The following is a 21,036-nucleotide window of genomic DNA, read 5'->3' as shown; positions in this document are numbered from 1 at the left end:
GCCTTTCCAGTCACTAGGCCTTTGGCTGCCAGTAGCAGCGTTTGGGCGACTCGATCGCACCACTCTTCTTGAGTGCGTCCATGACCTTGTCCACGACCTTGCGATCAAGGCCGGTTCTCTCGGCTACTTGGCCTGCACTCAACGGCTCGCCGGCCGCGCGCATCGCTTCCAAAACCTGATCCTGAGGCTCCATGGAGATTTTCCTTTCAGCTCGTGCGATTAGCTCGCTTGACGTACGCGATAAGTATTCCCCAAGCGCCGAGGCATGTCACCTGTTCGCTGCGATTATTTCGCGCGGTTCAGGTCAGCTCGGGTCGCTGCGGTATAATCGGGAACGCTTGCTCACTTGTCTACTGTCTTACGGGAGATCATCATGCGAATTCTTGTGCTGGGCGGCGGAGGCCGTGAAGACGCGATCGTGGCGAAACTCGCGGAGTCACCCCTGGTTACAGGCATTTTTTCGGCGCCTGGAAACGCGGGAACCGCTCGGCTGGCTGAAAACGTCGAGCTGGACATCGAAGATGGAACACAGGTAGCGGCATTTGCGAAAGATAACGGTGTCGAGCTTGTGGTGATCGGGCCGGAGGTTCCGCTTGTGGCGGGAGTGGCCGACGTTCTCCGTGAGGCAAAAATACCCGTTTTCGGCCCGGGAGCCTCAGGTGCGATGATGGAGGGCAGCAAGGCATTCGCCAAGAACCTCATGCTCAAGTATGGGATTCCTACGGGGGTGTCATCGGCGTTTACCGACAGGGATACGGCTTTGGGCTATCTGGAGAAGGTCGGCGCTCCAGTCGTGGTGAAAGCTGATGGGCTAGCCGCCGGTAAAGGCGTTATTGTCGCTTCCGACGTTGAAACAGCGCGAAACGCCATAGATGATTGCTTCGGTGGACGCTTCGGTAGCGCGGGCTCAACGGTCCTCATCGAGGAGTACCTTGAGGGCCCCGAATGCTCGCTGCTGGTGTTCACGGATGGCCGCACGATGATACCTATGCCTCCGGCCCAGGACCATAAACGTGCTTTCGATGGTGACTTGGGGCCAAACACCGGGGGAATGGGCGTGTACTCCCCGGTGCCCGCGGTCACTGCGGCCGAGCACGCTCAAATGCTGGCGATCATGGAAAAGACCGTCTCAGCGCTCCGTGAAGAAAGTATCGACTACAGGGGAGTACTTTATGGCGGGTTCATGCTGACGGCGGAGGGTCCGAGGGTTCTTGAGTTCAACGCCCGATTCGGGGATCCGGAGACGCAGGTGATACTCGTTCGAATGGTTGGCGATCTGGCGAAGGTGATGCTGGCTTGTGCGCAGGGCGAACTTGAGGACGCCGAGATTGCGTGGAGCGATGATTGGGCTGTCAGCGTAGTGCTTGCTAGCAGCGGGTATCCGGGCGAGTACGAGACGGGCAAGCCCATAACCGGCATCGAGGCGGCCGAGCAGATCGAAGGCGTGAGGGTTTATCACGCGGGAACTGCGTTGAATGAGGCCGGAGAGCTTGTGACGGCCGGCGGAAGAGTTCTCAACGTGACCGCGGTCGGACATGATCTTACAGCGGCTCGGCAGCGAGCATATAGAGCGGTGGAGCTGATCAGCTTTGAAGGAAAGTCCTATCGCACGGACATCGGCCGCCGTGCCTCTCTCGGCGATACCGAAACGCTCGCAAAATCATGATCGCCGAGCGCCTGATCTCCACAGTGATGCAGTATTCGGCGAGCCATCTGCTGAAGCTAAAGCGATTCGATGGAAAAGCCCTGCCGGAGCCGGACGTCGCGCGCAAATACCTGCTCTATGCACACGTACCCTTTTGCTCAAAGCTGTGCCCGTACTGCTCGTTTAACAGGATCCCCTTCGAGGAGAGCCGCGCGCGCGAGTACTTTCGCCGCATGCGAGAAGAGATACGTATGGTGGCCGAGCGGGGATATCGATGCACTTCGATGTACATCGGCGGCGGAACTCCTACGATGCTCGTGGACGAGTTGTGCGAGACGATAGATCTCGCCAAGTCACTCTTTGATATCCGGGAGGTTTCTTCGGAGAGTAATCCGAATCATTTGATCCCGGAGGTCGTCGATCCTTTGGTGTCGCGTGTCGATCGATTCAGCGTAGGGGTCCAGAGCTTTGACGACTCGCTGCTCAAGCAGATGGATCGCTACGAGAAATACGGCTCGAGTGAAGAGATACTTGAGCGCTTGCGCTGGGTCGCCGGCAAGTTCCACTCTCTCAACGTCGACATGATCTTCAACTTCCCGAGCCAGACACGCGAGATGCTTCTTCATGACGCGGAGATGATCAAGGCCTCGGGAGTGAACCAGACGACCTTCTACCCGCTCATGGCCTCGCCGGTGGTGGAGGATTCACTCAGGCGCACGGTGGGGGCGGTGAGCTACGAGCGTGAGGCTCTCTACTATCACACGATAGTCGAAAAGCTGGCCCCAGAGTTCACGCCTGCCAGCGCGTGGACATTCTCTCATACGGGAAAAGGCATGCTCGACGAGTACATCGTGGATTATGAGGAGTACGTCGGGGTCGGGAGCGGCGTTTTCTCCTACCTTGGCGGAGCGCTATATGTGAGCACATTCTCGGTCGATGACTATATCCGCCGGATTGATTCTCACGGCACCTCTATCGCGCAGACGAGGCGTTTTTCTCGCGGATCGAGAATGCGCTACAGGATTCTCATGGAGCTGTTCGGTCTTTCGCTGGACAAGCGTAAGTTTGCCGATGATTTTGGGGTGGCGATCGATCGGGCCCTGCCCATTGAGATGGCATTCCTGCGCATGAACGGTGCTTTTGACGTAGACGATGAGGTAAGGCTTACGCTTACCGCTAAAGGTAGATACCTGCTGGTCGCGATGATGCGGCAGTTCTTCGTTAGCGTGAACAGCGTTCGCGACCAGGCAAGAGAGTCTTTACCCGCCGAGGAGCGCGCGTTGCTTTTCGGCGAGGGAAAATGCTGAGAGGAATCATGCTTTTGACGACGTCTTGCTATTTAGCATCAGAATTCAAGTACGGCTTTTCAGAAGTTGGATATGAGCTGCTTTGCTTCTTTTTTGTGAAACGATGCCAGCTACTAAGAAAAGTACCTACAAAACCAATAATGAAAAATGCCGTAGCTAAAAGGATGCCGTAAATCATCAAATGCACAGGGTCTTCTTGTAGTCGCTGCTCCTGCAACGATGTAAAGATAAGGTAGGGGGCGCCTAGCGGGCTAGGTTCCTCAGCAATAAAGTTATCGAACACTGCTTGAGCCATAGCTAAAACGATAACTGCAGGTGCAACCCGCAACCAGCCAGATAGTTTCCTGAGCGGTAGCTCGTCGTACCACCGTCTGCCTGGCGGCCATGACGGAAAGAGTCGCGAGACAGCCCAATTTCCGCCTTGATGCCCAAGCTCTATTGGGGTAACCATCAGCAAAAGGGCCACAAGCAAAAACACCACTAGAGTAAGGAGTATCAGACCTATTGTTTCCATAAGAATCAACGCTCCTAACTAAGGCAATGCACCCTGTGAGCTGCTATCTTTAATTTTCATCCGCCAGCTGAAGAAAAGCACCACTATAAACCGGCCAATAAACACGGCAACTGGCACTGAGGGCGCAAATCTGTGATACATATGGTGCAAACCCTCAGGAGCCCATGGGAACCACGTTGGTATTTGCAAGTCAAGATCTAACCCGAAGTGTAAAAGCGATAGAGATATGATAAGTAGCAGCGGAAGAGGGAAAACAAAAAAGTGCCAAAATCGGTCATCCACTGGCTTTGTACATAAAGAGGGAAATAGTAGCTTCGCAGCTTTATTTGCCAGATAAGTGGGAATAAGTACATGAAATATGCCCCAAAAAAATAACCCTAAGACAATGAACCCAATTACTGCTAGCAAGTCGATCACGGGATCATATCCTTCAAAAATTCGCACCCCTCAAAAGCATGGTTATTTCCACCGAATAAAACAAGGATACCGTGGAAAATGCACACAAACCGTCAGGGCGTATTGAAAAATGCCCAGCTAAAATCGTTTCCACGCAGTTATCTCTTCACCCGATTGGAAAAAGTCGCCCTCTAAAAGAACATGTCATAGCCCCGACCCGCACGTCAATACTTCTATTGCCTAATGTTTCTGTTAATTTTGTGTGTTACCCCTGTGTGTCAACTCATAGGCAAGCGTCATCGCTTAGTGTTGAAGATGAGGCAAGGCTCACGCTTACCGCCAAAGGCAGATACCTGCTGATCGCGATGGTGCGGCAGTTTTTCGTGAGCGTGAACAGCGTTCGCGACCAGGCAAGAGAGTCTTTACCCTATCTTTTCAGAAGCTGGATCTGAGCTGTTTTGCTTCTTTTTTGTGAAACGATGCCAACTACTAAGAAAATTACCTACAAAACCAATAATGAAAAATGCCTTCAACTGCAACTACGGCAATAAACACAGATGCAACCCACAACCAGCCAGATAGTCTCCTGATAGACGGTGGTCCGCCCTGTCTGCCCTGCGGCTATGACGGAAATAGTCGCGCGACAGCCCAAATGCCGACTTTTTGTCCAAGCCTCTCTGGGATAACTAGCAGCAGAAAGCCTACAAATAAAGCACCACCAGAGTAAGGCCTTTTATCCAGTCCCCTCCGATTCGCAACTTCCTTGTGAACGGAGATTTGATCTCCAGCCGAAAAAAGAAGGGCTGCAAATCGGCCAATAAAAATAGAGTTATAATTCAGCGGAAATACGAAAATGTATTCTTGCCCCCATCGTAGAACCAACGGCTTTGTAAATAAAGAGGGAAACAGTGCCCTTGCGGTCTTATTTGCGAACTATGTAGGAATGCAGCATCCATAAGGCAATAAATGCTATTACCGCCACTACGGGGTCCGTCGTTACCGGCAATATAGGGTTCGGCACAAAAATCCTCCTCTACCTAGAAACGTACGAATCTGGTGCCCCTTTTCTTCTGACGAGCCGCCAGCAAGTTTCGCCCGCTCAACGTCGACATGATCTTCAACTTCTCCCAGTCAGACATGCGTGATGTTGCTTTACGACGCGGAGATGGCCAAACTCTCGGGAATAAAAGGTGACCTTTTACCCGCTTATAGCTTGTTTTCGCGAGGTACATCTGGCTCGGGGGGGGGCGTTTAATTACTCAGCAAAACTAGCCTTCAGTCTTTTCAATCTTTTTCTTTCACGCAACCATTGGTTCACAGCACCAGCAATGAAATATACTGTTGCCATAATAGTGATACGAACCATGACATGCTCCGGGTCGTGTAATTGCTGTGTCTCTACAGCTATAGCAATATAATCTGATAGGGGTAATTCTCCTGGAGGGATATTGAATATATCCAATTCGCACAGTACTACAAGTATTGTATTAGTTATCACAAGATCGGCAAGAATGCTCCAGAACGGAAACTCGTCCAATGAGGAGGAGAAAGAGATCTTGGCTCTGGGTTTTCTTATATCGTCCTGTGGCCATAAAAAACGGCTATTTAGCCATAACCAGGCGTTTTGTCCAAGAAAACTTGGGACAAAGAATATCAAACCAAACACCGCGCATATCACTATATATGTAAGTATCAAATCTTCTGTATCCATAAGAAATCAATACTCCCAAATTAAAAATGATACACTCATGGGCTACCACCAGGGCGGCCCATGAGCCATTATTCTTAGAGAAACATCTAAAGGCTAGGGAAAAGAGCGCTGACCGCCAAGCCTTCGGGCGCACGCGCTACTATAAAAATCACCAAAACTACCACCGGGCGTGCGTAGTCTGCCACACGACATGCAAGTACCTATTATCCATCTATAGGTTGCGCGTAGAAGATTATACGTCGAAACAGCCCTATCCACTGCAACTCCGGCAGCTATTGCGGTCTGGGCTAATACTACCCGTCGGACTGTTATCGCAGTCACACTTTTACCTGCCGCTATCAATAGGGTCGCAGCGCTTAAGTTTGCCATTGTTACTGGCACTCCTGCGGCTATTAGTGCAGCCTTAGCAACTGCGACTGGTACCGTCCACCAAGGATTCACGCTTTTTACTAACATCAATTGTCCGGCTACCAGTGCCACCTGAAAGTCCTCAATGGAGACTTTTTCGGTACCATCATCTGTTTGGAGCAAAAAGTAATTACCCTGTCTTTCCAAGGTAACCTCCCTGCCATCGACAATCGCTACCTCCGGCCAAGGGAACTCATAGGATGCATAGCCTTCTTTTGTTTCAACCTTAAGCATTGGCTGACCGTCAATCACTTGTATCTCTGCATCAAGATACTGAACTTGCTGCGCACGTTGTTTTTCTTGCCCCCTGCCATTTCCCTGCCCGGCGGCTATCGGAGTCGCAAAGGTACTAGACATTAAAAGAATCCCCGCTAGCAACACCGACACAGTACGGACTTTCTTCTTCATTGATTTTTTCGCCCCCTTTAAAAATTATTCTTCAACAACCATTTCCACGCAGTTATCTCTTCGCCCGATTGGAAAAAGTCGCCCTCTAAAAGAACATGTCATGGCCCCTCCCCGCGCGTCAATGCTTCTATCGCTTAATGTTTCTGTTAATTTTGTGTGCTACCCCTGTGTCAACTCATAAGCAAACGTCATCGCTTAGTGTTGAAGATGAGGCAAAGCTCACGCTTACCGCTAAAGGCGATCCGTAATGCATCCACAATAATCAAGGGTCTTGCGCTAAGGGTCGGGGCATTTAATCATAATTAGTAAGAGCTAAGTAAAATGATTAGTAAAGTGTAATTTTGGGTAAGTATTAAGTGAAAGGAAAGCACCGATTGATAGATAAAGGAGGCGAGCATCATGAAGACTTCAGTACAAAGAAGTTTCAGTAAGCTCACTCTGGCATCGCTACCCATGGTGGCAGCAATGGTATTTTTGCTGCTGTTCGCCGGGGTAGCCTTAGGGCTTTCTACGATCCAGCTTCACGGATCGCATGTGGGCGCAAGCAGCGAGACTTTCAACAATGAGTCTGATGACGGCGGATTGGCAGATCCAGTAGTTTGGCACTTTGTCCTAAACCAACTTGATGAGGGGTCTCCAGCAGGGCAACTTACTGTAACCTTTGCATCGGGTGGAACCAGAACAGCGACAGGCATCTCTGTTGGCGCTGGCAGGACCCAGCACTTCTATGTTGGTACAAGTGGCCATGATGTACTCCTGTCGGCCTCCGTGGTTGTGAACTCAAGCGATGGAAAGCTCGTGCTAAGCCATGTGTCATGGGACTATCTGCCCCCTGACGAGGAAGAGCCTCCAGTCGATGAGGAACCCCCTGTAGACGAGGAGCCCCCGGTTGATGAGGAGCCCCCAGTCGACGAGGAAGAGCCTCCAGTCGATGAGGAACCTCCTGTAGACGAGGAGCCCCCGGTTGATGAGGAAGAGCTTCCGATAGACGAAGAGCTTCCAATCGATGAAGAGCCTCCGGTCGAAGACGAGGACCCGATCCTCCCGCTCACAGAGAGCGACGAGGACCCGTTCCTCCCCTTCACGGGCGGCACAGGTTGGCTCCTGGCGATGCTCTCAACGCTCATGGGATCTGCAGGCTACGGTCTCAGGCGCTGGGCCACGAAAACCTAAGTTGACGACCAGAGTAGTTTGAGAAAGGGCCGGGAGACCGGCCCTTCTCCTGTTGGCATAGTATTTGCGCAAAACGCAATAGATTGAAATTTCGGCATCCGGAGGAACGCCGTTTTATGTACAGGTCGGCAGCCATAATAGCCGTACTCGCCGCAGTCCTGGTGATTGCGGTATTTGCCGCACTGGCGCCTCCATGCTTGATGCCGAATTGCGCGATCTACGGACTGATGGGTATTCCTTTTGGATGCTCCGAGCACCTGATGGTGGAGGTCATTCCTGTCGGAGCCCTGGTTACCTTTATGCTTCTTTTCGTGGTCGTTTTCTCCCTGTTCTCTCCCGGCGCGATGGCCAATGGCGGCTTGCGCTTTAGTATAAGCATGGCGCAGTTTCCATACGCCGAGCCACCGCCGCTCGAAAGGTTGCCCACGCGACTTAGAATCTGATACTTCTCGATCAGTTCGTTTACTGTAGTACGACTGATGGAGGAGTAAATCCGTGGAAATATTCGTTCCTATGCTCGTTCTTGGACTTGTTACGAGCCTGCACTGTGTGTCCATGTGTGGACCCATGGTGATCACATACGCCCTCAAGGAAACAGAGGGCGCAACGTGGAAAGACAAACTTGTGCCGAATTTCGCTTACCAGTCGGCCAAGATACTGAGCTATATGATCGTCGGCCTGACACTAGGCGCCATCGGCGGATTCTTTGATCTGGAGGGCGTCCGTCCGTATGTAATGGTGTTGGCAGGCGGTTTCATGATCGTGCTGGCGCTGGGGATGACCGGCCGGTTTCCATGGGCTGCCCGGCTGACCCCGCGTCCACCTAAGTTTCTGGTCTCAGCTCTGAGAGGGGTCAGGCGAAAGGCGATATCCAACGCCGAGCACGGGCAATCGCCGATGAGCGCTCCGATTCTCTTTGGTCTGCTTACAGGACTTATGCCCTGCGCGCCCTTGATCGCCGCGCAGTTGCAGGCCATTGCATCTGGGAATCCGCTGACAGGCGCGCTTGGGATGATGGCCTTTGGCCTTGGAACCGCCCCGCTCATGTTCGGATTCGGGGTTGCGTCGAGTATGATTCCCGCAAAGCTGAAAGCGCGGGTCATGGTGGTGCTGGCCATCGTCGTTTTGCTCTTTGGACTCACCTATCTCAACCGTGGTGCCATGCTTCTCGGTTCGCCAGTGACGCTTCACACGATCACGCAATCCGTACTCGGAGGACCCGCCGAGGGACCCGCCGGCGGCTTTGTAGCCGGCCCCGATGGAGTTGTGGAGATCCCGCTGGTAATAGCGGATGTGCGCTTTGAGCCCTCGGCACTTGCAATTCCTGTCAATCAGCCGGTACGCCTGGTTGTTGACAGGCAGGAGGACAATCCGTGCTCGGATCAGCTCGCCATCCCTCAATTGGGGGTTCTGGTCGATCTCGAGCCATTTGCCACAACAGTGGTCGAGTTACCCCCGGTCGCTCCGGGCAACTATACGCTCACTTGCGGCATGGGAATGATGCCCGGGAGTATAGTCGCTGGTCAGGCTGGGGCTCAGACGGGAGTATCTCCGCTGTTGGTAGGATTGTTCGTTTTAGTCGCCGCCGCCTTGGGCTGGATGACATACCGCCAGCGTGCCTTAGCGGTGGCGGGAAACGCCAGTGGCGACGTAGGAAAGTCCGCGACTGGCGGAGCCGAGCCAGTCAGGTATTTCGGGTTTACCGTCAATGAGCTGGTTGTAATAGCCGCGCTACTGGTCCTGGCGGTAGCTACAGGCCAGTTAATCGGCGGGTTGTAAAATCAAATTCGATGAACAATGTTTTGGAACAGGAGACTGATCGTTATGAGTAATCAAAAAGCCGTCACCTCAGGTGATGCTCAGTTTGTGAGATATGCCCTTGTGGCGATCTTGATCGTGCTCGCACTTCTGATGTCCTATCGTTTCGCCCAGGGCAGGGGCGTTTCCGAAGGAGCCGCTGGCTCGGCGCTGCCCACCCAGGCGGCTTCTAGCGAAGCTTTGCCATGCGGGGGTTGCGGAACGGGCGGGGGCTGCGGAGCCGGTAGCGGCGAGACGATCGAAGGATCCGCTGTCTTGGATAGCGATGGCGTTCAGCGCATCGCCGTCGATACAAGTGCGGGATATTCGCCGAACCTCATCAGGCTGAAGGCCGGAGTGCCTGCCGAGATTACCTTTGGGCAAGGCGCCGGGTGCTTCGCCGAAGTGAAAAGCAACGATCTCGGATTCTATGCGGATCTGACGAGCGGCCCCAAGACCGTCGCTATTCCGCCTCTAGAGCCGGGAATTTATGGTTTTGAGTGCGGCATGGACATGGTCTTTGGCTCGATTCTTGTGCAGTGAGGTGATATTTGATGAGCAACAATGTCGAACAGATCGAGAGTCTCGAAAAAGAAGACAAAGTAGTATTTGATGTCACCGGAATGACCTGCGCCTCATGCGTGGCGGTGATCGAGAAGACCCTGGCGGGTACGGCAGGTGTCTCGAAGGCCTCTGTCAACCTTGCCACCGAGTCGGCGACTGTCGAATTCGATCCCGCGGTGATCGATATCGACGCACTGCTCACGACCGTGAACAAGGTCGGTTACAAGGCTTCAGTGCGGGCCAGCGCCGGTGAAACCGGGCAATCTCCGGTTGACACGCAGCGCGAAGCGCAAGAGCGGCACTTCCGGCGAGAAAAGGCGATGTTCATCTTCGCGTTTTCGCTTGCCTTGCCCTCTTTGCTATTTGCGATGGTACCCCCTTTCATGATGGTGGTGCCCGCGGCGGTGGCAACTTGGTTGGCGAACAATGTGGGTGGCGCCTGGGATCCGTACATGGTGAACAAGTACATCGGATTTATCTTGACCACCCCGGTGCAGTTTATCGCCGGCGCGCAGTTCTACCGAGGATTTTGGCATGCGATCAAGCGTCGTACCGGCAATATGGACACGCTTATCGCGATAGGTACGAGCGCGGCTTACTTTTATAGTGTGGCCGCTACGTTTATTCCGAAGTTCGCGGCCGAGCCAATGTTTTATGAAGTAGCGGCGATGCTGATCACCTTCGTGATCCTCGGCAAACTGCTCGAGGCTAGAGCTAAAGGCAAGGCAAGTGACGCGATCAAGAAGCTCATGGGGTTGGCGGCGAAGACGGCGAGGGTCGTCAGAGGCGGCCAGGAGATCGATGTGCCGGTCGAGCAGGTCATCGTCGGCGATATCGTGGTGGTCCGTCCGGGCGACAAGATCCCGGTTGACGGCATCGTCGTTGAGGGACGCTCCAGTGTCGATGAGTCAATGCTTACCGGAGAATCGATTCCGGTGGAGAAAAACACGGGCGACACCGTCATCGGAGCGACCATAAACAAACTGGGCTCGTTCAGATTTCGAGCCACCAAGGTCGGTTCTGATACAGCGCTTGCGCAGATCATCAGGCTTGTCGAGGAGGCACAGGGCTCTAAGGCTCCGGTCCAGCGTTTCGCCGACCGGATCAGCGCGGTGTTCGTTCCCGCGGTGGTGGCCTTCGCGCTCGTGACGTTTCTGGTCTGGCTGCTGCTTGGGCCAACTTTCTTCCCAGGCGCGATGGGTGAGTTCACGCCCTTTGTGAAAGCATTGCTTGTGGCGACCGCTGTTCTAGTCATAGCCTGCCCGTGCGCGTTAGGGCTCGCCACTCCGACGGCAATAATGGTCGGAACAGGAAAAGGCGCAGAAAACGGCATCCTGATAAAGAGCGGAGAGGCTCTTGAGACCACTCACAAGGTAAATGCGATCATCTTCGATAAGACCGGCACGCTGACTCACGGCACGCCGGTAGTGACCGAGTTCGAGACCATCGCTTCTCCCGATGGCAAGGAGCTACTCGGCCTGGCCGCTACCCTGGAGCGCCTGAGTGAGCATCCGCTCGCCGAGGCAATCGTTGCGCATGCCGAGAAAAACGGGATCCCCCACTATTCGGCCACAGAGTTTGAGGCCATCCCCGGACACGGTGTGGAGGGCGTTGTCGAAGGGCGCAAGGTCTTCCTCGGAAACAGGAAGCTTATGGAGCGCCATGATATCGATATTTCCGCCCTCGCCGACAGAGTCGCGCAGCTTGAGAGCGAAGGAAAGACCGTGATGCTTATCGCGGTTGACAACGCAGCTGCTGGCCTTATCGCGGTGGCGGACACGCTGAAGAGCAACAGCAAAGAGGCGGTGGAGCGGCTGCGGAGCATGGGCCTGGCCGTCTACATGATCACCGGTGACAATCGCCGCACCGCCGAGGCGATCGCCGCGCAAGCGGGTATTTCGGCGGAGAATGTGCTGGCAGAAGTGCTGCCGGAGCACAAAGCCGCCGAGGTAGCCAGGTTGCAGGCCAAGGGCCTGAAGGTGGCAATGGTCGGCGACGGGATCAACGACACCCCAGCGCTGGCAAAGGCGGATGTGGGCATCGCGATGGGTGCCGGCACTGACGTGGCGATGGAAACAGGTGAGATAGTCCTCATCAAGAACGATCTTCGAGACGTGGTGACAGCGATCGAGCTTTCCAAACGGACGATGCGCAAGATATACCAGAACTTCTTCTGGGCGCTCGGGTACAACACTCTTGGTATACCCGTGGCGGCTTTAGGGCTGCTACGTCCAGAGCTGGCGGGAGCGGCGATGGCGCTTTCGAGTGTGAGCGTGGTCACCAGCTCGTTGTTGCTGCGAAGGTTCCGGCCCTCGTTGGCCAGGAAAAAGGCTTAGTACCAGAAAACCTGGCGCCAGGAAAAGGCTTAGCGCCAGAAAGCTTGGTGCCAGGAAAAATTGTAGCTTCGGAGGAAAAGGAAGAAAAAATGAGGAAACTCATAAAGATAGCGGCAGTATTAGCGGCAGCCGCGGCGCTGATCGCACTCACGGTGTTTTCATTCAGGGCGGACTCGGGCAAGATGCTCGGGGTCGTTGTGGCCGAAGGTGGAGCGATCATTGAAGTCGTGGATCAGCCGGGCGAGCGGGAGAGTATCCTGGTTGACAGGGTCGTTGCGCCCGATGACTCCTGGGTTGTTGTCCACAACACCGCCGAGGAGGGAATGCCTGGACCGAAAGTCGGAATCACGAGAGTCGGAAAGGGTGAAAGCCGCGATGTAGCCGTCGAGCTTGAGCCGGGTGTCGAGTTGACTCCGGACTTGCTGGTCGTGATGCACGCGGATCGCGGCGTTAGAGACAGATTCGAGTTTGACATGGAGTATTTCGACAAGAGCCCCGATAAGCCATACTTCATTGATGGCATGAAGTTGGCGAAAACTATCACCATAAACCAGTGAGCTCGATTTGAGGGAGAAAAGGCGAATGCTTTCCTTGGCAATACCTAAAGGGTCGCTGCAGGAGCAAACGATGCTTCTATTTGCGCAGGCCGATCTTGGGATCCGCAAGTCCAGCCGGGCGTACAACCCGACCATCGACGATCACAGAATCGAGCGGGTAAAGGTGTTGCGCCCGCAGGAGATACCGTTGTTCGTCCAGGACGGCTACTTCGATATTGGCCTTTCCGGTCATGATTGGGTGCGGGAAAGCGGCGCGGATGTAATCGAGATTGCGGATCTGCCATACGCCAAGACCGGCGCGGGCGTGGTCCGCATGGTTCTAGCGGTTCCGGAAGAATCCAGCATCGCCTCGGCAAGAGACATCAAGCCGGGCAGCCGGATTACGACGGAGTTTCCCAGGGTCACCAAGGAGTATTTCGACAGGCTCGGAATCGATGTCGAGGTTTTCTTCTCGTACGGCGCCACCGAGGCCAAGGTGCCCGAGATGATGGACGCGCTTGTTGATCTGACGGAGACAGGATCTACACTTCGCAAAAACGGCCTGAAGATAGTCGACACGATCCTGGAGTCCACGACCAGGCTGCTCGTGAACAGGGCCGCATGGGAGGACCCCACCAAGCGCCAAGCTATCGAGGAGATACGAACGCTGCTCCTGGGCGTGATAGAGGCGCGAGGGAAGGTGCTGTTGTCGATGAACGTCAGCGGGGCCTGCCTGGAGGCCGTCGTTGCCGTTTTGCCAGCCATGAAGCGGCCCACAGTCAACAGCCTGTACGGCTGCGACGGCTATGAGATCACAACGGTGGCCGAGAAAAGCACCGTAAACGTGCTGATCCCGAAGTTGAAAGCAGCAGGCGCCGACGACATACTCGAGATTCCGATAACCAAGATAGTCCGCTAGAAGTTAGCCGAACGCCACCGGCGCCGTATTTCGCCGGTGGCATCGTGCTGGAGAGGCGAGCGAGTGCGGATCGCAGTCATAGGCGCTGCAGGCCGAACAGGCAGGCATGTGGTGAGACAGGCTCTCGGGCAGGGCGATGATGTCGTGGCGCTGGTCAGGCACATCGGATCGCTTGAGATGACCCATCCGCGGCTAAGTGTCATCGAGGCCGATGTGCGCGATGTCGACTCCCTTCGGGAGGCGTTGCGAGGGTGTGACGCGGTTGTCTCGGCGATTGGGACCAGGTCGGCTCCGAGGGTGGATCTTTACTCGGCGGGCATCGCCAACATCATGCAGGCTATGGCCGAAAGCGACATCAGGAGGCTCTCGGCGGTCAGCGCCGCAGGTGCTTTCGCGCGAACTCATCGCAATCTTACCTTCGGGTACAAACTGCTGATACGGACGGCATACCGGGCTCTCTACGATGACCTGGAGATGATGGAGACTCTGATTGCGGCCAGCGCTATGGAGTGGACGATCGCCAGGCCGTCGGGATTGACCGACGGGCTGCACACCGGGGATTACAGGATCGGGCTTACGGGTCAGCCGCTTAAGGCCGGCGGGAAAATTTCTCGCGAGGACGTTGCCGGATTTTTGCTAAAGTCTCTCAAGGTAGATACTTGGCTGCGCAGGGCGGTCACTATCTCGGAATGATCGGATAGATATTCGCGAAAGGTTTCTTATGTCACTAAGCATTGCAAGCACGGTCGAGCTCTCCAATGGCGTGGCGATGCCGCTTCTTGGGTTAGGCACATTTATGATCACCGATGAGTCACAGATTCACGACGCTGTTCTGACCGCCGTCGAGACCGGATATCGTTTGATCGACACGGCCTCCATCTACAAAAACGAAGAGGCGATAGGCCGCGCCTTGCGCGATAGCGGTATCGCTCGGGAGGAGATATTCCTGACCACCAAGTGCTGGAATGACGAGCAGGGCTATCAAGCGGCTCGCGAAGCATTTGAGCGTAGCTGCGACCGGCTGAACGTGGGCTACGTGGATCTGTATCTGGTTCACTGGCCCGCCGCCGAGCACTACGCCGGTACCTGGCGGGCGCTTGAGGAGCTATATGCCGATGGCAGAGTCCGGGCCATCGGTGTGAGCAACTTTCTTTCCGCACATCTCGAAGAGCTCGCGAAAGTGGCAAATATCGCCCCGATGGTAAATCAGGTGGAGTTCCATCCGCGCCTACAGGAGCCAGAGCTAGTGAAGTATTGCCAGTCGCATAACATCCAAATCCAGGCGTGGGCACCGCTGATGCGCGGGGCTATCGGCGAGGTTACAGAGATCTTGCAGATTGCCCGAAATCACGGAAAGACTCCAGCGCAAGTGACGCTTCGCTGGCTGTTGCAGCGGGGGATCGGCACTATCCCAAAATCCGTGCACTCAAGCAGGATCGTTGAGAACGCAGCGATATTCGACTTCGAGCTTGCCGAGGCGGAGTGTGCGCTTATCGACTCGCTCGATTCCGGGCTCAGGACCGGTCGGCACCCGGACAGTTGGGGACTTACCTGATCGGCCGAGGAGTGAAACTTCGGGAGCTGGCCTCTTCCGAAGCGTATGTGAGCGCCTTGAGCGCTGCCGCTATAGATGGATGTTTGCTGCTTCCGCTTCGAACCAGTGCGGATATGCTCCGAGTTACTCTGATGTCTTCGGGAATCCGCAAAACCACGCCCGGGACGCTAGCGAACATCGCCAGAGGCGGGACGAGAGCTACCCCAAGCCCCGCTTGCACCGCTGCCAAAATAACCTGGTAATCGTTGCTATGGAAGTTGATAAGAGGGTTGTAGCCGGCCTGGTTGGCGACGTGTATCTGGATCTCCAAAAGTGACGAGCCGTCCCTGCCGACAATCCAGCGTCGATCTGCAAGGTCGGTCATTTTGAGAGACCCGGTAGCTTTAGGGTCGGTTTCCGGCAGTGCGATATACATGGGCTCGTTCATCAGCGCATGGCGCTCGATTCCGGGATCTATACTAGGCGCAAGATGGTCGAACTCGTATATCATGACCACGTCCATGCCGCGGGCTTTGAGCATCGGTATACTCTCTTCTGGCTCCAGATCGCTTACGATTGGTTCGAGGAAAGGATAGGTCTGGGCTAGCGATACGACTGCCGGGATCAGTATCGATCTGGCTGCAGTGGGGAATGCACATACCCTGATTGGCCCAGCGGGAAGATTGCCCTGTGCAATGATCGCCAGGTCGGTCTGCGCCCTTTCAAGAATAGCAAGGATATGTTCGGCGTGAGCGACGAGCTGGATTCCTGCGTCCGTGAGCTTGACGCTGCGCCCCGAGCGCTCCAGCAACTTCACACCGGCCTCGCGCTCCAGCACCGCCATCTGCTGTGAAATTGCCGAAGGAGAGGTATAGAGTGCGTTGGCAGCCGCGGCTATACCGCCACGAGACGCCACTTCCCTGAGTATGCGCATTCGGTTCACGTTCAACATTTAAGATTATCTTACGAGATAGTAAAGAAATCGGCAATTGAACTTGTGTGTAAAAGGGGAAATAATATCTATGAGAGTTCTCCCACGCCGTCACCAGTGCCCACCGGTGACGGCGCTCCTATTCTCTGGGATACTCAAGGGCATGTATCAGCAAGATTACATCCTTCGCATGATCGAGACGGTGGGTGCGGTATTTCGCCGGATGGTCTTCCTGATTCAAAACGGGCGCCTCGCCGATGCCCTCACGCTGTCGAGAGAGGCCATCGAACAGGCTTCCGACACGGACCCGGCTCTTATCGATTCACTTACCGCTGACGGCATATTGCAGCTGTTTTCTATCGGCGGAACTCTTGATGCGTCAAGAACGGCGCTTCTCGGGATGGCGTTGCGGCACAGGGCCTCTGTGCTTGCGGCATCAGGCGATCTTGAGGAAGCGGCTCTGCAGCGGGAAAAAGCCGAAGCGCTGCTTACAGCGGCTATTCAAGCGGAACCAGAGCTGGCCAAGATCGTTGACGCCCTGAACTAGCTACCGCTCGCGCTCGAGCAGTAGGCGCTTCAGATCGACTCCCCACCGGTATCCACGAAGCGAGCCGTCCGAGCCGATGACTCTGTGGCATGGAACGAGGATCGCGACAGGGTTTGCCCCGCACGCTTGAGCGACGGCTCTCGCAGCTGTCGGGTGCCCGATTACTGCGGCGATCTCGGCATACGTTGCGGTGGCTCCGGGCTTGATCTGTCGCAGGGCGGCCCAGACCAGCTTTTGGAACGCCGTTCCGAGAAGTGCCACGGGGATATCCTGTGCCAGGCATGGGTTCTCGACGGATTCGGCGACTCTATCAGTCAAGGGGCCGCCAGGTTCCTCAATGAGGTTAGCCGCCGGAAAGCGCGCTTTTAGCTCTGCAAGCAGCGCAGCATTGGAGTTGCCGAAAGCAAGGTAGCAAACGGAGCCGTCAAGCCATGCCACTATATAGCGGCCAAACGAGCAGTCAGCGAAGTTGTAACGCAGCGTTCCCTGTAAAGAGCGCGTACGCAGATCCACTTTCAGCTGCACGCACCCGAGACACAGCAGGGGGAGGCCATTCGAACAAGGCGCTCAGAGCGCTGGAAGTCAGGGTCGAGCATGCATGTCGGGTCCTCACCCATGGGGTCGCCCTCGGCATGCCAGGCCTTGGTGCGGCAACCATAGCAGATGTTGAGGTACTCACACTCTCCGCACTTGCCCGTAACCGGCTTTTTGCGAATACTCAGCAGGGAGTCAACGGCCTCTTTCACGCTCATGTCACGGACATTTCCAATCGTCCAGTCCTGCGCGAACTGGCACGGCATGATCCCGCCCTCGGAGTTGATGTTCATGTGACCCTTGCCGACGGGGCAAGCGTTCATAATCTTGAGGCGCTCCATGGTAGCGGTGATGTCGTAGCCGCGCTCGACGAGTTTCTCGGCGATGTACGGGACGAATGAGGGCATCGCGCCGATATCGTACTCCAAGCCCTTTTGCTTGCTTTCGACCGTTTTTATCGAATCTTCGAGGATGAAATCCGCAAGCTCGCGCCATTGCTCCGCTGTGATGCGGTTGTCTTCACCATCTTCCGAGCGGCCCGAAGTGATGAGGTCGCAAAGGTAGATGAGCCCGGCGTCCAGATCCTTGGCTTCCTGAATCAGGTCGTAAATGAATGGCCAGGTGTCCTTGGAAAGCGCTGTCTTTACCGCAACGCCGACGCCTTCTTCGCGCAGTATCTTGATTGCCTCTGCAACGCGCTTTCGGGTGCCCGGCACACCTACAAGAGCGTCGTGGAACTCCTCCGGGCCGTAAAGTGATGTCGCGATGAAGCTGACGCCGGCGGCCTTGAGGCGCTTTGCGGCATCACGATCGATCAGGGTGGCGTTGGTCGATATCGTGGTCTGGATGCCATACTTTCTGGCCTCGGCGAGCATCTCCCAGAAGTTGGAGCGCAGCATCGGCTCACCGCCGGACATGAATAGCAGGGGAAGTTGTGATTCGCCAAGTTGACGGATGATGTCGATGGTCTCTTCGTCGGTCAGCTGGGCGGGCCTCGCCTTTGCGTCTGCGGCCATATAGCAGTGGTCGCAAAGCAGGTTACAGCGATTCGTGATGTTCCAGATTACCTCGCTGGGACGACCAAGCATCGATGCCTTGACGGCCTTGTCCTCTATCGCGGTGAGAGGGCCGTCCTTGAAGAAGAGAGAACGAACGTGCGCCATTTTGGGATCCTTTGAGCAACAGGGTTGATATTGGCGGCAATATGCCATATAGCGCCATATTTTAGCACAAATGCGATGCTTGTGCTACATTTCACAATGTAACTGAGGTCACCAGTCGCTAAGCTTTTTGACGCCGAGCTACCACTCCGCTGAACTGTGCTTGACGCCGAGCCAGCGGCAGCTTTACGGTCTGACGCCGACGTAGATAATTACGAGTGAGCCACGCGGTGCGCTGAAGTCAGGTATGGGATCCTGGGTTAGAACGATACCGTCGTCGGGGCTTACCTGCTCTTGCACATCGACCGTAAAGCCCTGCTCGCGGAGTGTCGTGATCGCCTGTTCTTCTCTTTGGCCGATGACGTTGGGGACACGCACAAGGTCCTTGCCCTTGGAGACTTGAATTGTTACTTCTGCGCCGACTCTCAGCGACGCACCCGCATCGGGAGATTGACCTATCACGGATCCTCGCGCCACGGTTTCACTGAACTCTTCGACGACTTTGACTTTGAATCCTGCGGCCTCAAGCTGTCTGCGGGCGTCGCCCTGGGACATTCCGGTTACCGGTGGTATCTCTCGCAGCTCGATTCCGCGACTGACGACGATCGTAACAAGAGCGCCCTGCGGCTCGAAGGTATCTGCCGCCGGGACCTGCCGGATAACGACACCTTCAGGTTTGTCGGAGTACTCTCTCTGTATGGTATTGAGCTCGAAGCCGGCCTTGCGCAGCTCCGCGAGGGCCTCGGCTTCGCTCAAGTCGGTCAGGTTGGGTACGGCGAAGCGCTGGGATCCTTGGCTGAAGACCACCGACACCTCTGACGGCACCTCGACTTCGGTGCCTGCGGTGGGATCCTGACTCAACACCGTGCCCGAAGGCTCCTCCGAGTACTCGAAAGTGACGGTACCGACCGTCAACCCGATCTCTTCGAGTGCGTCGGTCACCTCCTGCTCCGTCATGCCAGTCAAGTCAGGCAGTACCACCATTGGGGTGGTCTGAAACGCGCCGAGTCCCCAGGCGGTGCCAAATGCGATGATCAGCAGAACCGTAACCAGTGCGATCCAGGGCCAGGGGTTTCTGCGGCTTGGCACGGGTCGAACCCGTGGGTTCCCGGGCCTTTGCCCGGATGCGCCTACCGCCGGCATGACCGAGGTCGCGTCCATCATATTCTCGGCGATTACCGGCTCGATCGTGCGCCCCGCCGCGACCCGACTCAAGTCGCGACGCATCTCCTCGGCGGAAAAGTAGCGCTCGGACGGAGACTTGGCCATTGCGCGCAGAATGATAGCTTCGAGTCCCGAGGGGATCGATGGGTTTATCTGCCGAGGAGGGATCGGGTCTTCGTTTACCTGTTTCAGCGCTACCGCCACAGGTGTTTCCGCGTCGAAGGGAACGCGCCCGGTAGCCAGCTCGTACAAGACGACTCCCAAAGAGTATAGGTCGCTTGACGCGGTCAACTCTTTACCCTGCGCCTGTTCGGGGCTTACGTAGTGCGCGGTGCCTAGCACGGATCCGGTTTGAGTCATCTGCGTGTTGCCCGCTCGGGCGATGCCGAAATCCATCACCTTGATTGAGCCGCTCGGAGTTAGAACGATATTGTGTGGCTTGATGTCGCGGTGGATGATGTCGTAGCCGTGCGCCACCGAAAGCGCGGCACACACCTGCGAGGCGTATTCGGCGACCTTCGCCGGATCGACGGGGCCTTTTTTGGTTACCAGTTCCTTGAGGTCGGCGCCGTGCACGTATTCCATAACAATATAGTAGGCTTCGCCGTCTTGTCCCCAGTCGTAGATGTTGACGATGCCCGGGTGGGAAAGGTTGGCCGCAGCCTGGGCCTCCTGGCGAAAGCGTGCGACAAATGCGGGGTCGGAGGAGTAGTGGGAGTGCAGGACTTTGATCGCTACGGTGCGGCCGAGAACCTCGTCTACGGCCTTGTAGACCTCGGCCATGCCTCCAGAGCCGATCTTTTCGGTTACACGGTATCGTCGGCCAAACACCATATCTTCCACACTTTGCTCCGTTTCGTCCAACTAAGAAATCACCGTGTGAACGTTCGATTGTATTCTAGCCGAATAATGCTCTCATCGGGTAAGTGCCGTCTGCAAGACACTGCGAGCGGCAGGTGCGGCATGACGGCCGCCCGGCCCGGCGTTTTCCAGCACCACCGCAATCGCTACAGCGGGATTGTCGGCTGGCGCGAATCCGATGAACCACGAGTGGGGCGTACGCTCGCCGCCGACCTCGGCGGTTCCTGTCTTGCCGGCCACCGAAACACCGGGTATCGACGCCGCTCGCCCGGTGCCCGCGGTTACTGCCGTGACCATCAGGTCAGTTACGGTTTGTGCAGTGCCCGGCTCGCATGCCTCAAGCCATCCTTCTGGGCGATTGCGCGAGATGATCCTTCCTGCCTGGTCGGTGACTCGCGTGATCAGGTGGGGGCGCATCACGACTCCGTCATTGGCGATCCCCGAGGCCACAAGCGCCATCTGCAGGGCTGTCGACTGAGGGCCGGGAGTGTCATGCTCTCCGACAGGCTGGCCGATTCCCGCCCACGCTGTCTCCCAAAGTGTCATCCTTGCGGGATCGGGCATCACTGATGTCGCAACAGGGATCTCCAG

Annotated in this window: 22 protein-coding genes; 13 read left to right on the top strand and 9 right to left on the bottom strand. The window is 55.8% G+C overall.

Annotated elements, in window-relative coordinates:
- Positions 1-13: 13 nt before the first annotated feature.
- Positions 14-193: an Rrf2 family transcriptional regulator gene (locus tag KGZ89_04915; GenBank protein ID MBS3974191.1), complete on the bottom strand. Its 180-nt coding sequence runs from the start codon at positions 191-193 to the stop codon at positions 14-16.
- A 180-nt stretch (positions 194-373) separates the two neighbouring features.
- On the opposite strand from KGZ89_04915, the gene purD reads away from it, so the two are divergent.
- Both purD and KGZ89_04905 read left to right on the top strand, forming a co-directional pair.
- Positions 374-1,666: a phosphoribosylamine--glycine ligase gene (gene purD / locus KGZ89_04910; GenBank protein ID MBS3974190.1), complete on the top strand. Its 1,293-nt coding sequence runs from the start codon at positions 374-376 to the stop codon at positions 1,664-1,666.
- The gene (locus KGZ89_04905) at positions 1,663-2,952 is read left to right on the top strand and encodes a coproporphyrinogen III oxidase family protein (protein ID MBS3974189.1); all 1,290 of its coding nucleotides are present in this window, start codon (positions 1,663-1,665) and stop codon (positions 2,950-2,952) included. Before purD ends, KGZ89_04905 begins: the two co-directional genes overlap by 4 nt.
- Positions 2,953-2,980: 28 nt before the next feature.
- Here the strand turns inward: KGZ89_04905 and KGZ89_04900 are convergent, their stop codons facing one another.
- Positions 2,981-3,466, bottom strand: a complete 486-nt coding sequence (locus tag KGZ89_04900) for a hypothetical protein (protein ID MBS3974188.1) — start codon at positions 3,464-3,466, stop codon at positions 2,981-2,983.
- Positions 3,467-4,137: 671 nt separating this feature from the next.
- On the opposite strand from KGZ89_04900, the gene KGZ89_04895 reads away from it, so the two are divergent.
- Positions 4,138-4,314: a hypothetical protein gene (locus KGZ89_04895; protein MBS3974187.1), complete on the top strand. Its 177-nt coding sequence runs from the start codon at positions 4,138-4,140 to the stop codon at positions 4,312-4,314.
- Between the two features lie 803 nt (positions 4,315-5,117).
- Here the strand turns inward: KGZ89_04895 and KGZ89_04890 are convergent.
- Positions 5,118-5,573 carry a hypothetical protein gene (locus tag KGZ89_04890; protein MBS3974186.1) on the bottom strand — a complete coding sequence of 152 codons (456 nt, stop codon included), beginning with the start codon at positions 5,571-5,573 and terminating at the stop codon, positions 5,118-5,120.
- A gap of 93 nt (positions 5,574-5,666) precedes the next feature.
- On the bottom strand, positions 5,667-6,389 hold the full coding sequence (locus tag KGZ89_04885) for a hypothetical protein (GenBank protein MBS3974185.1): 723 nt from the start codon (positions 6,387-6,389) through the stop codon (positions 5,667-5,669).
- Positions 6,390-6,788: 399 nt separating this feature from the next.
- On the opposite strand from KGZ89_04885, the gene KGZ89_04880 reads away from it, so the two are divergent.
- The 9 genes from KGZ89_04880 to KGZ89_04840 all read left to right on the top strand — a co-directional run bounded on the left by KGZ89_04880 (position 6,789) and on the right by KGZ89_04840 (position 15,269).
- Positions 6,789-7,562 carry a hypothetical protein gene (locus KGZ89_04880; GenBank protein MBS3974184.1) on the top strand — a complete coding sequence of 258 codons (774 nt, stop codon included), beginning with the start codon at positions 6,789-6,791 and terminating at the stop codon, positions 7,560-7,562.
- A 116-nt stretch (positions 7,563-7,678) separates the two neighbouring features.
- Positions 7,679-8,005: a hypothetical protein gene (locus KGZ89_04875; GenBank protein MBS3974183.1), complete on the top strand. Its 327-nt coding sequence runs from the start codon at positions 7,679-7,681 to the stop codon at positions 8,003-8,005.
- Positions 8,006-8,057: 52 nt separating this feature from the next.
- A complete protein-coding gene (locus KGZ89_04870) occupies positions 8,058-9,341 on the top strand; it encodes a sulfite exporter TauE/SafE family protein (protein ID MBS3974182.1) in 1,284 nt (427 codons plus the stop codon).
- Between the two features lie 132 nt (positions 9,342-9,473).
- Positions 9,474-9,902, top strand: coding sequence for a cupredoxin domain-containing protein (locus KGZ89_04865; GenBank protein MBS3974181.1), 429 nt, complete (start codon positions 9,474-9,476; stop codon positions 9,900-9,902).
- 11 nt (positions 9,903-9,913) lie between these two features.
- Positions 9,914-12,259, top strand: a complete 2,346-nt coding sequence (locus tag KGZ89_04860) for a copper-translocating P-type ATPase (GenBank protein MBS3974180.1) — start codon at positions 9,914-9,916, stop codon at positions 12,257-12,259.
- Positions 12,260-12,348: 89 nt separating this feature from the next.
- Positions 12,349-12,816 carry a hypothetical protein gene (locus KGZ89_04855; GenBank protein ID MBS3974179.1) on the top strand — a complete coding sequence of 156 codons (468 nt, stop codon included), beginning with the start codon at positions 12,349-12,351 and terminating at the stop codon, positions 12,814-12,816.
- A 25-nt stretch (positions 12,817-12,841) separates the two neighbouring features.
- Positions 12,842-13,714, top strand: a complete 873-nt coding sequence (locus tag KGZ89_04850; GenBank protein ID MBS3974178.1) for an ATP phosphoribosyltransferase — start codon at positions 12,842-12,844, stop codon at positions 13,712-13,714.
- 63 nt (positions 13,715-13,777) lie between these two features.
- On the top strand, positions 13,778-14,407 hold the full coding sequence (locus KGZ89_04845; GenBank protein ID MBS3974177.1) for an NAD(P)H-binding protein: 630 nt from the start codon (positions 13,778-13,780) through the stop codon (positions 14,405-14,407).
- Positions 14,408-14,435: 28 nt separating this feature from the next.
- A complete protein-coding gene (locus KGZ89_04840; GenBank protein ID MBS3974176.1) occupies positions 14,436-15,269 on the top strand; it encodes an aldo/keto reductase in 834 nt (277 codons plus the stop codon).
- Here KGZ89_04840 and KGZ89_04835 read toward each other — a convergent pair.
- Positions 15,262-16,182, bottom strand: a complete 921-nt coding sequence (locus tag KGZ89_04835) for a LysR family transcriptional regulator (protein ID MBS3974175.1) — start codon at positions 16,180-16,182, stop codon at positions 15,262-15,264. The genes KGZ89_04840 and KGZ89_04835 overlap by 8 nt on opposite strands.
- A gap of 88 nt (positions 16,183-16,270) precedes the next feature.
- On the opposite strand from KGZ89_04835, the gene KGZ89_04830 reads away from it, so the two are divergent.
- Positions 16,271-16,726 (top strand): hypothetical protein, encoded by a 456-nt coding sequence (locus tag KGZ89_04830; protein ID MBS3974174.1) that lies wholly within the window; start codon positions 16,271-16,273, stop codon positions 16,724-16,726.
- Here the strand turns inward: KGZ89_04830 and KGZ89_04825 are convergent, their stop codons facing one another.
- The 4 genes from KGZ89_04825 to KGZ89_04810 all read right to left on the bottom strand — a co-directional run.
- A complete protein-coding gene (locus tag KGZ89_04825; GenBank protein MBS3974173.1) occupies positions 16,727-17,239 on the bottom strand; it encodes a methylated-DNA--[protein]-cysteine S-methyltransferase in 513 nt (170 codons plus the stop codon).
- Positions 17,240-17,241: 2 nt separating this feature from the next.
- Positions 17,242-18,423, bottom strand: coding sequence for a radical SAM protein (locus KGZ89_04820; GenBank protein ID MBS3974172.1), 1,182 nt, complete (start codon positions 18,421-18,423; stop codon positions 17,242-17,244).
- 183 nt (positions 18,424-18,606) lie between these two features.
- Positions 18,607-20,448 carry a Stk1 family PASTA domain-containing Ser/Thr kinase gene (gene pknB / locus KGZ89_04815; protein ID MBS3974171.1) on the bottom strand — a complete coding sequence of 614 codons (1,842 nt, stop codon included), beginning with the start codon at positions 20,446-20,448 and terminating at the stop codon, positions 18,607-18,609.
- A 51-nt stretch (positions 20,449-20,499) separates the two neighbouring features.
- A partial coding sequence (locus KGZ89_04810; protein ID MBS3974170.1) for a peptidoglycan glycosyltransferase occupies positions 20,500-21,036 on the bottom strand: 537 nt, incomplete at its 5' end.

This window comes from Actinomycetota bacterium (assembly GCA_018334075.1).
Lineage (GTDB): Bacteria > Actinomycetota > Coriobacteriia > Anaerosomatales > UBA912 > JAGXSC01.
Note: the sequence above shows the minus strand (reverse complement) of the source record. Positions and strands in the feature narration are given on the sequence as shown.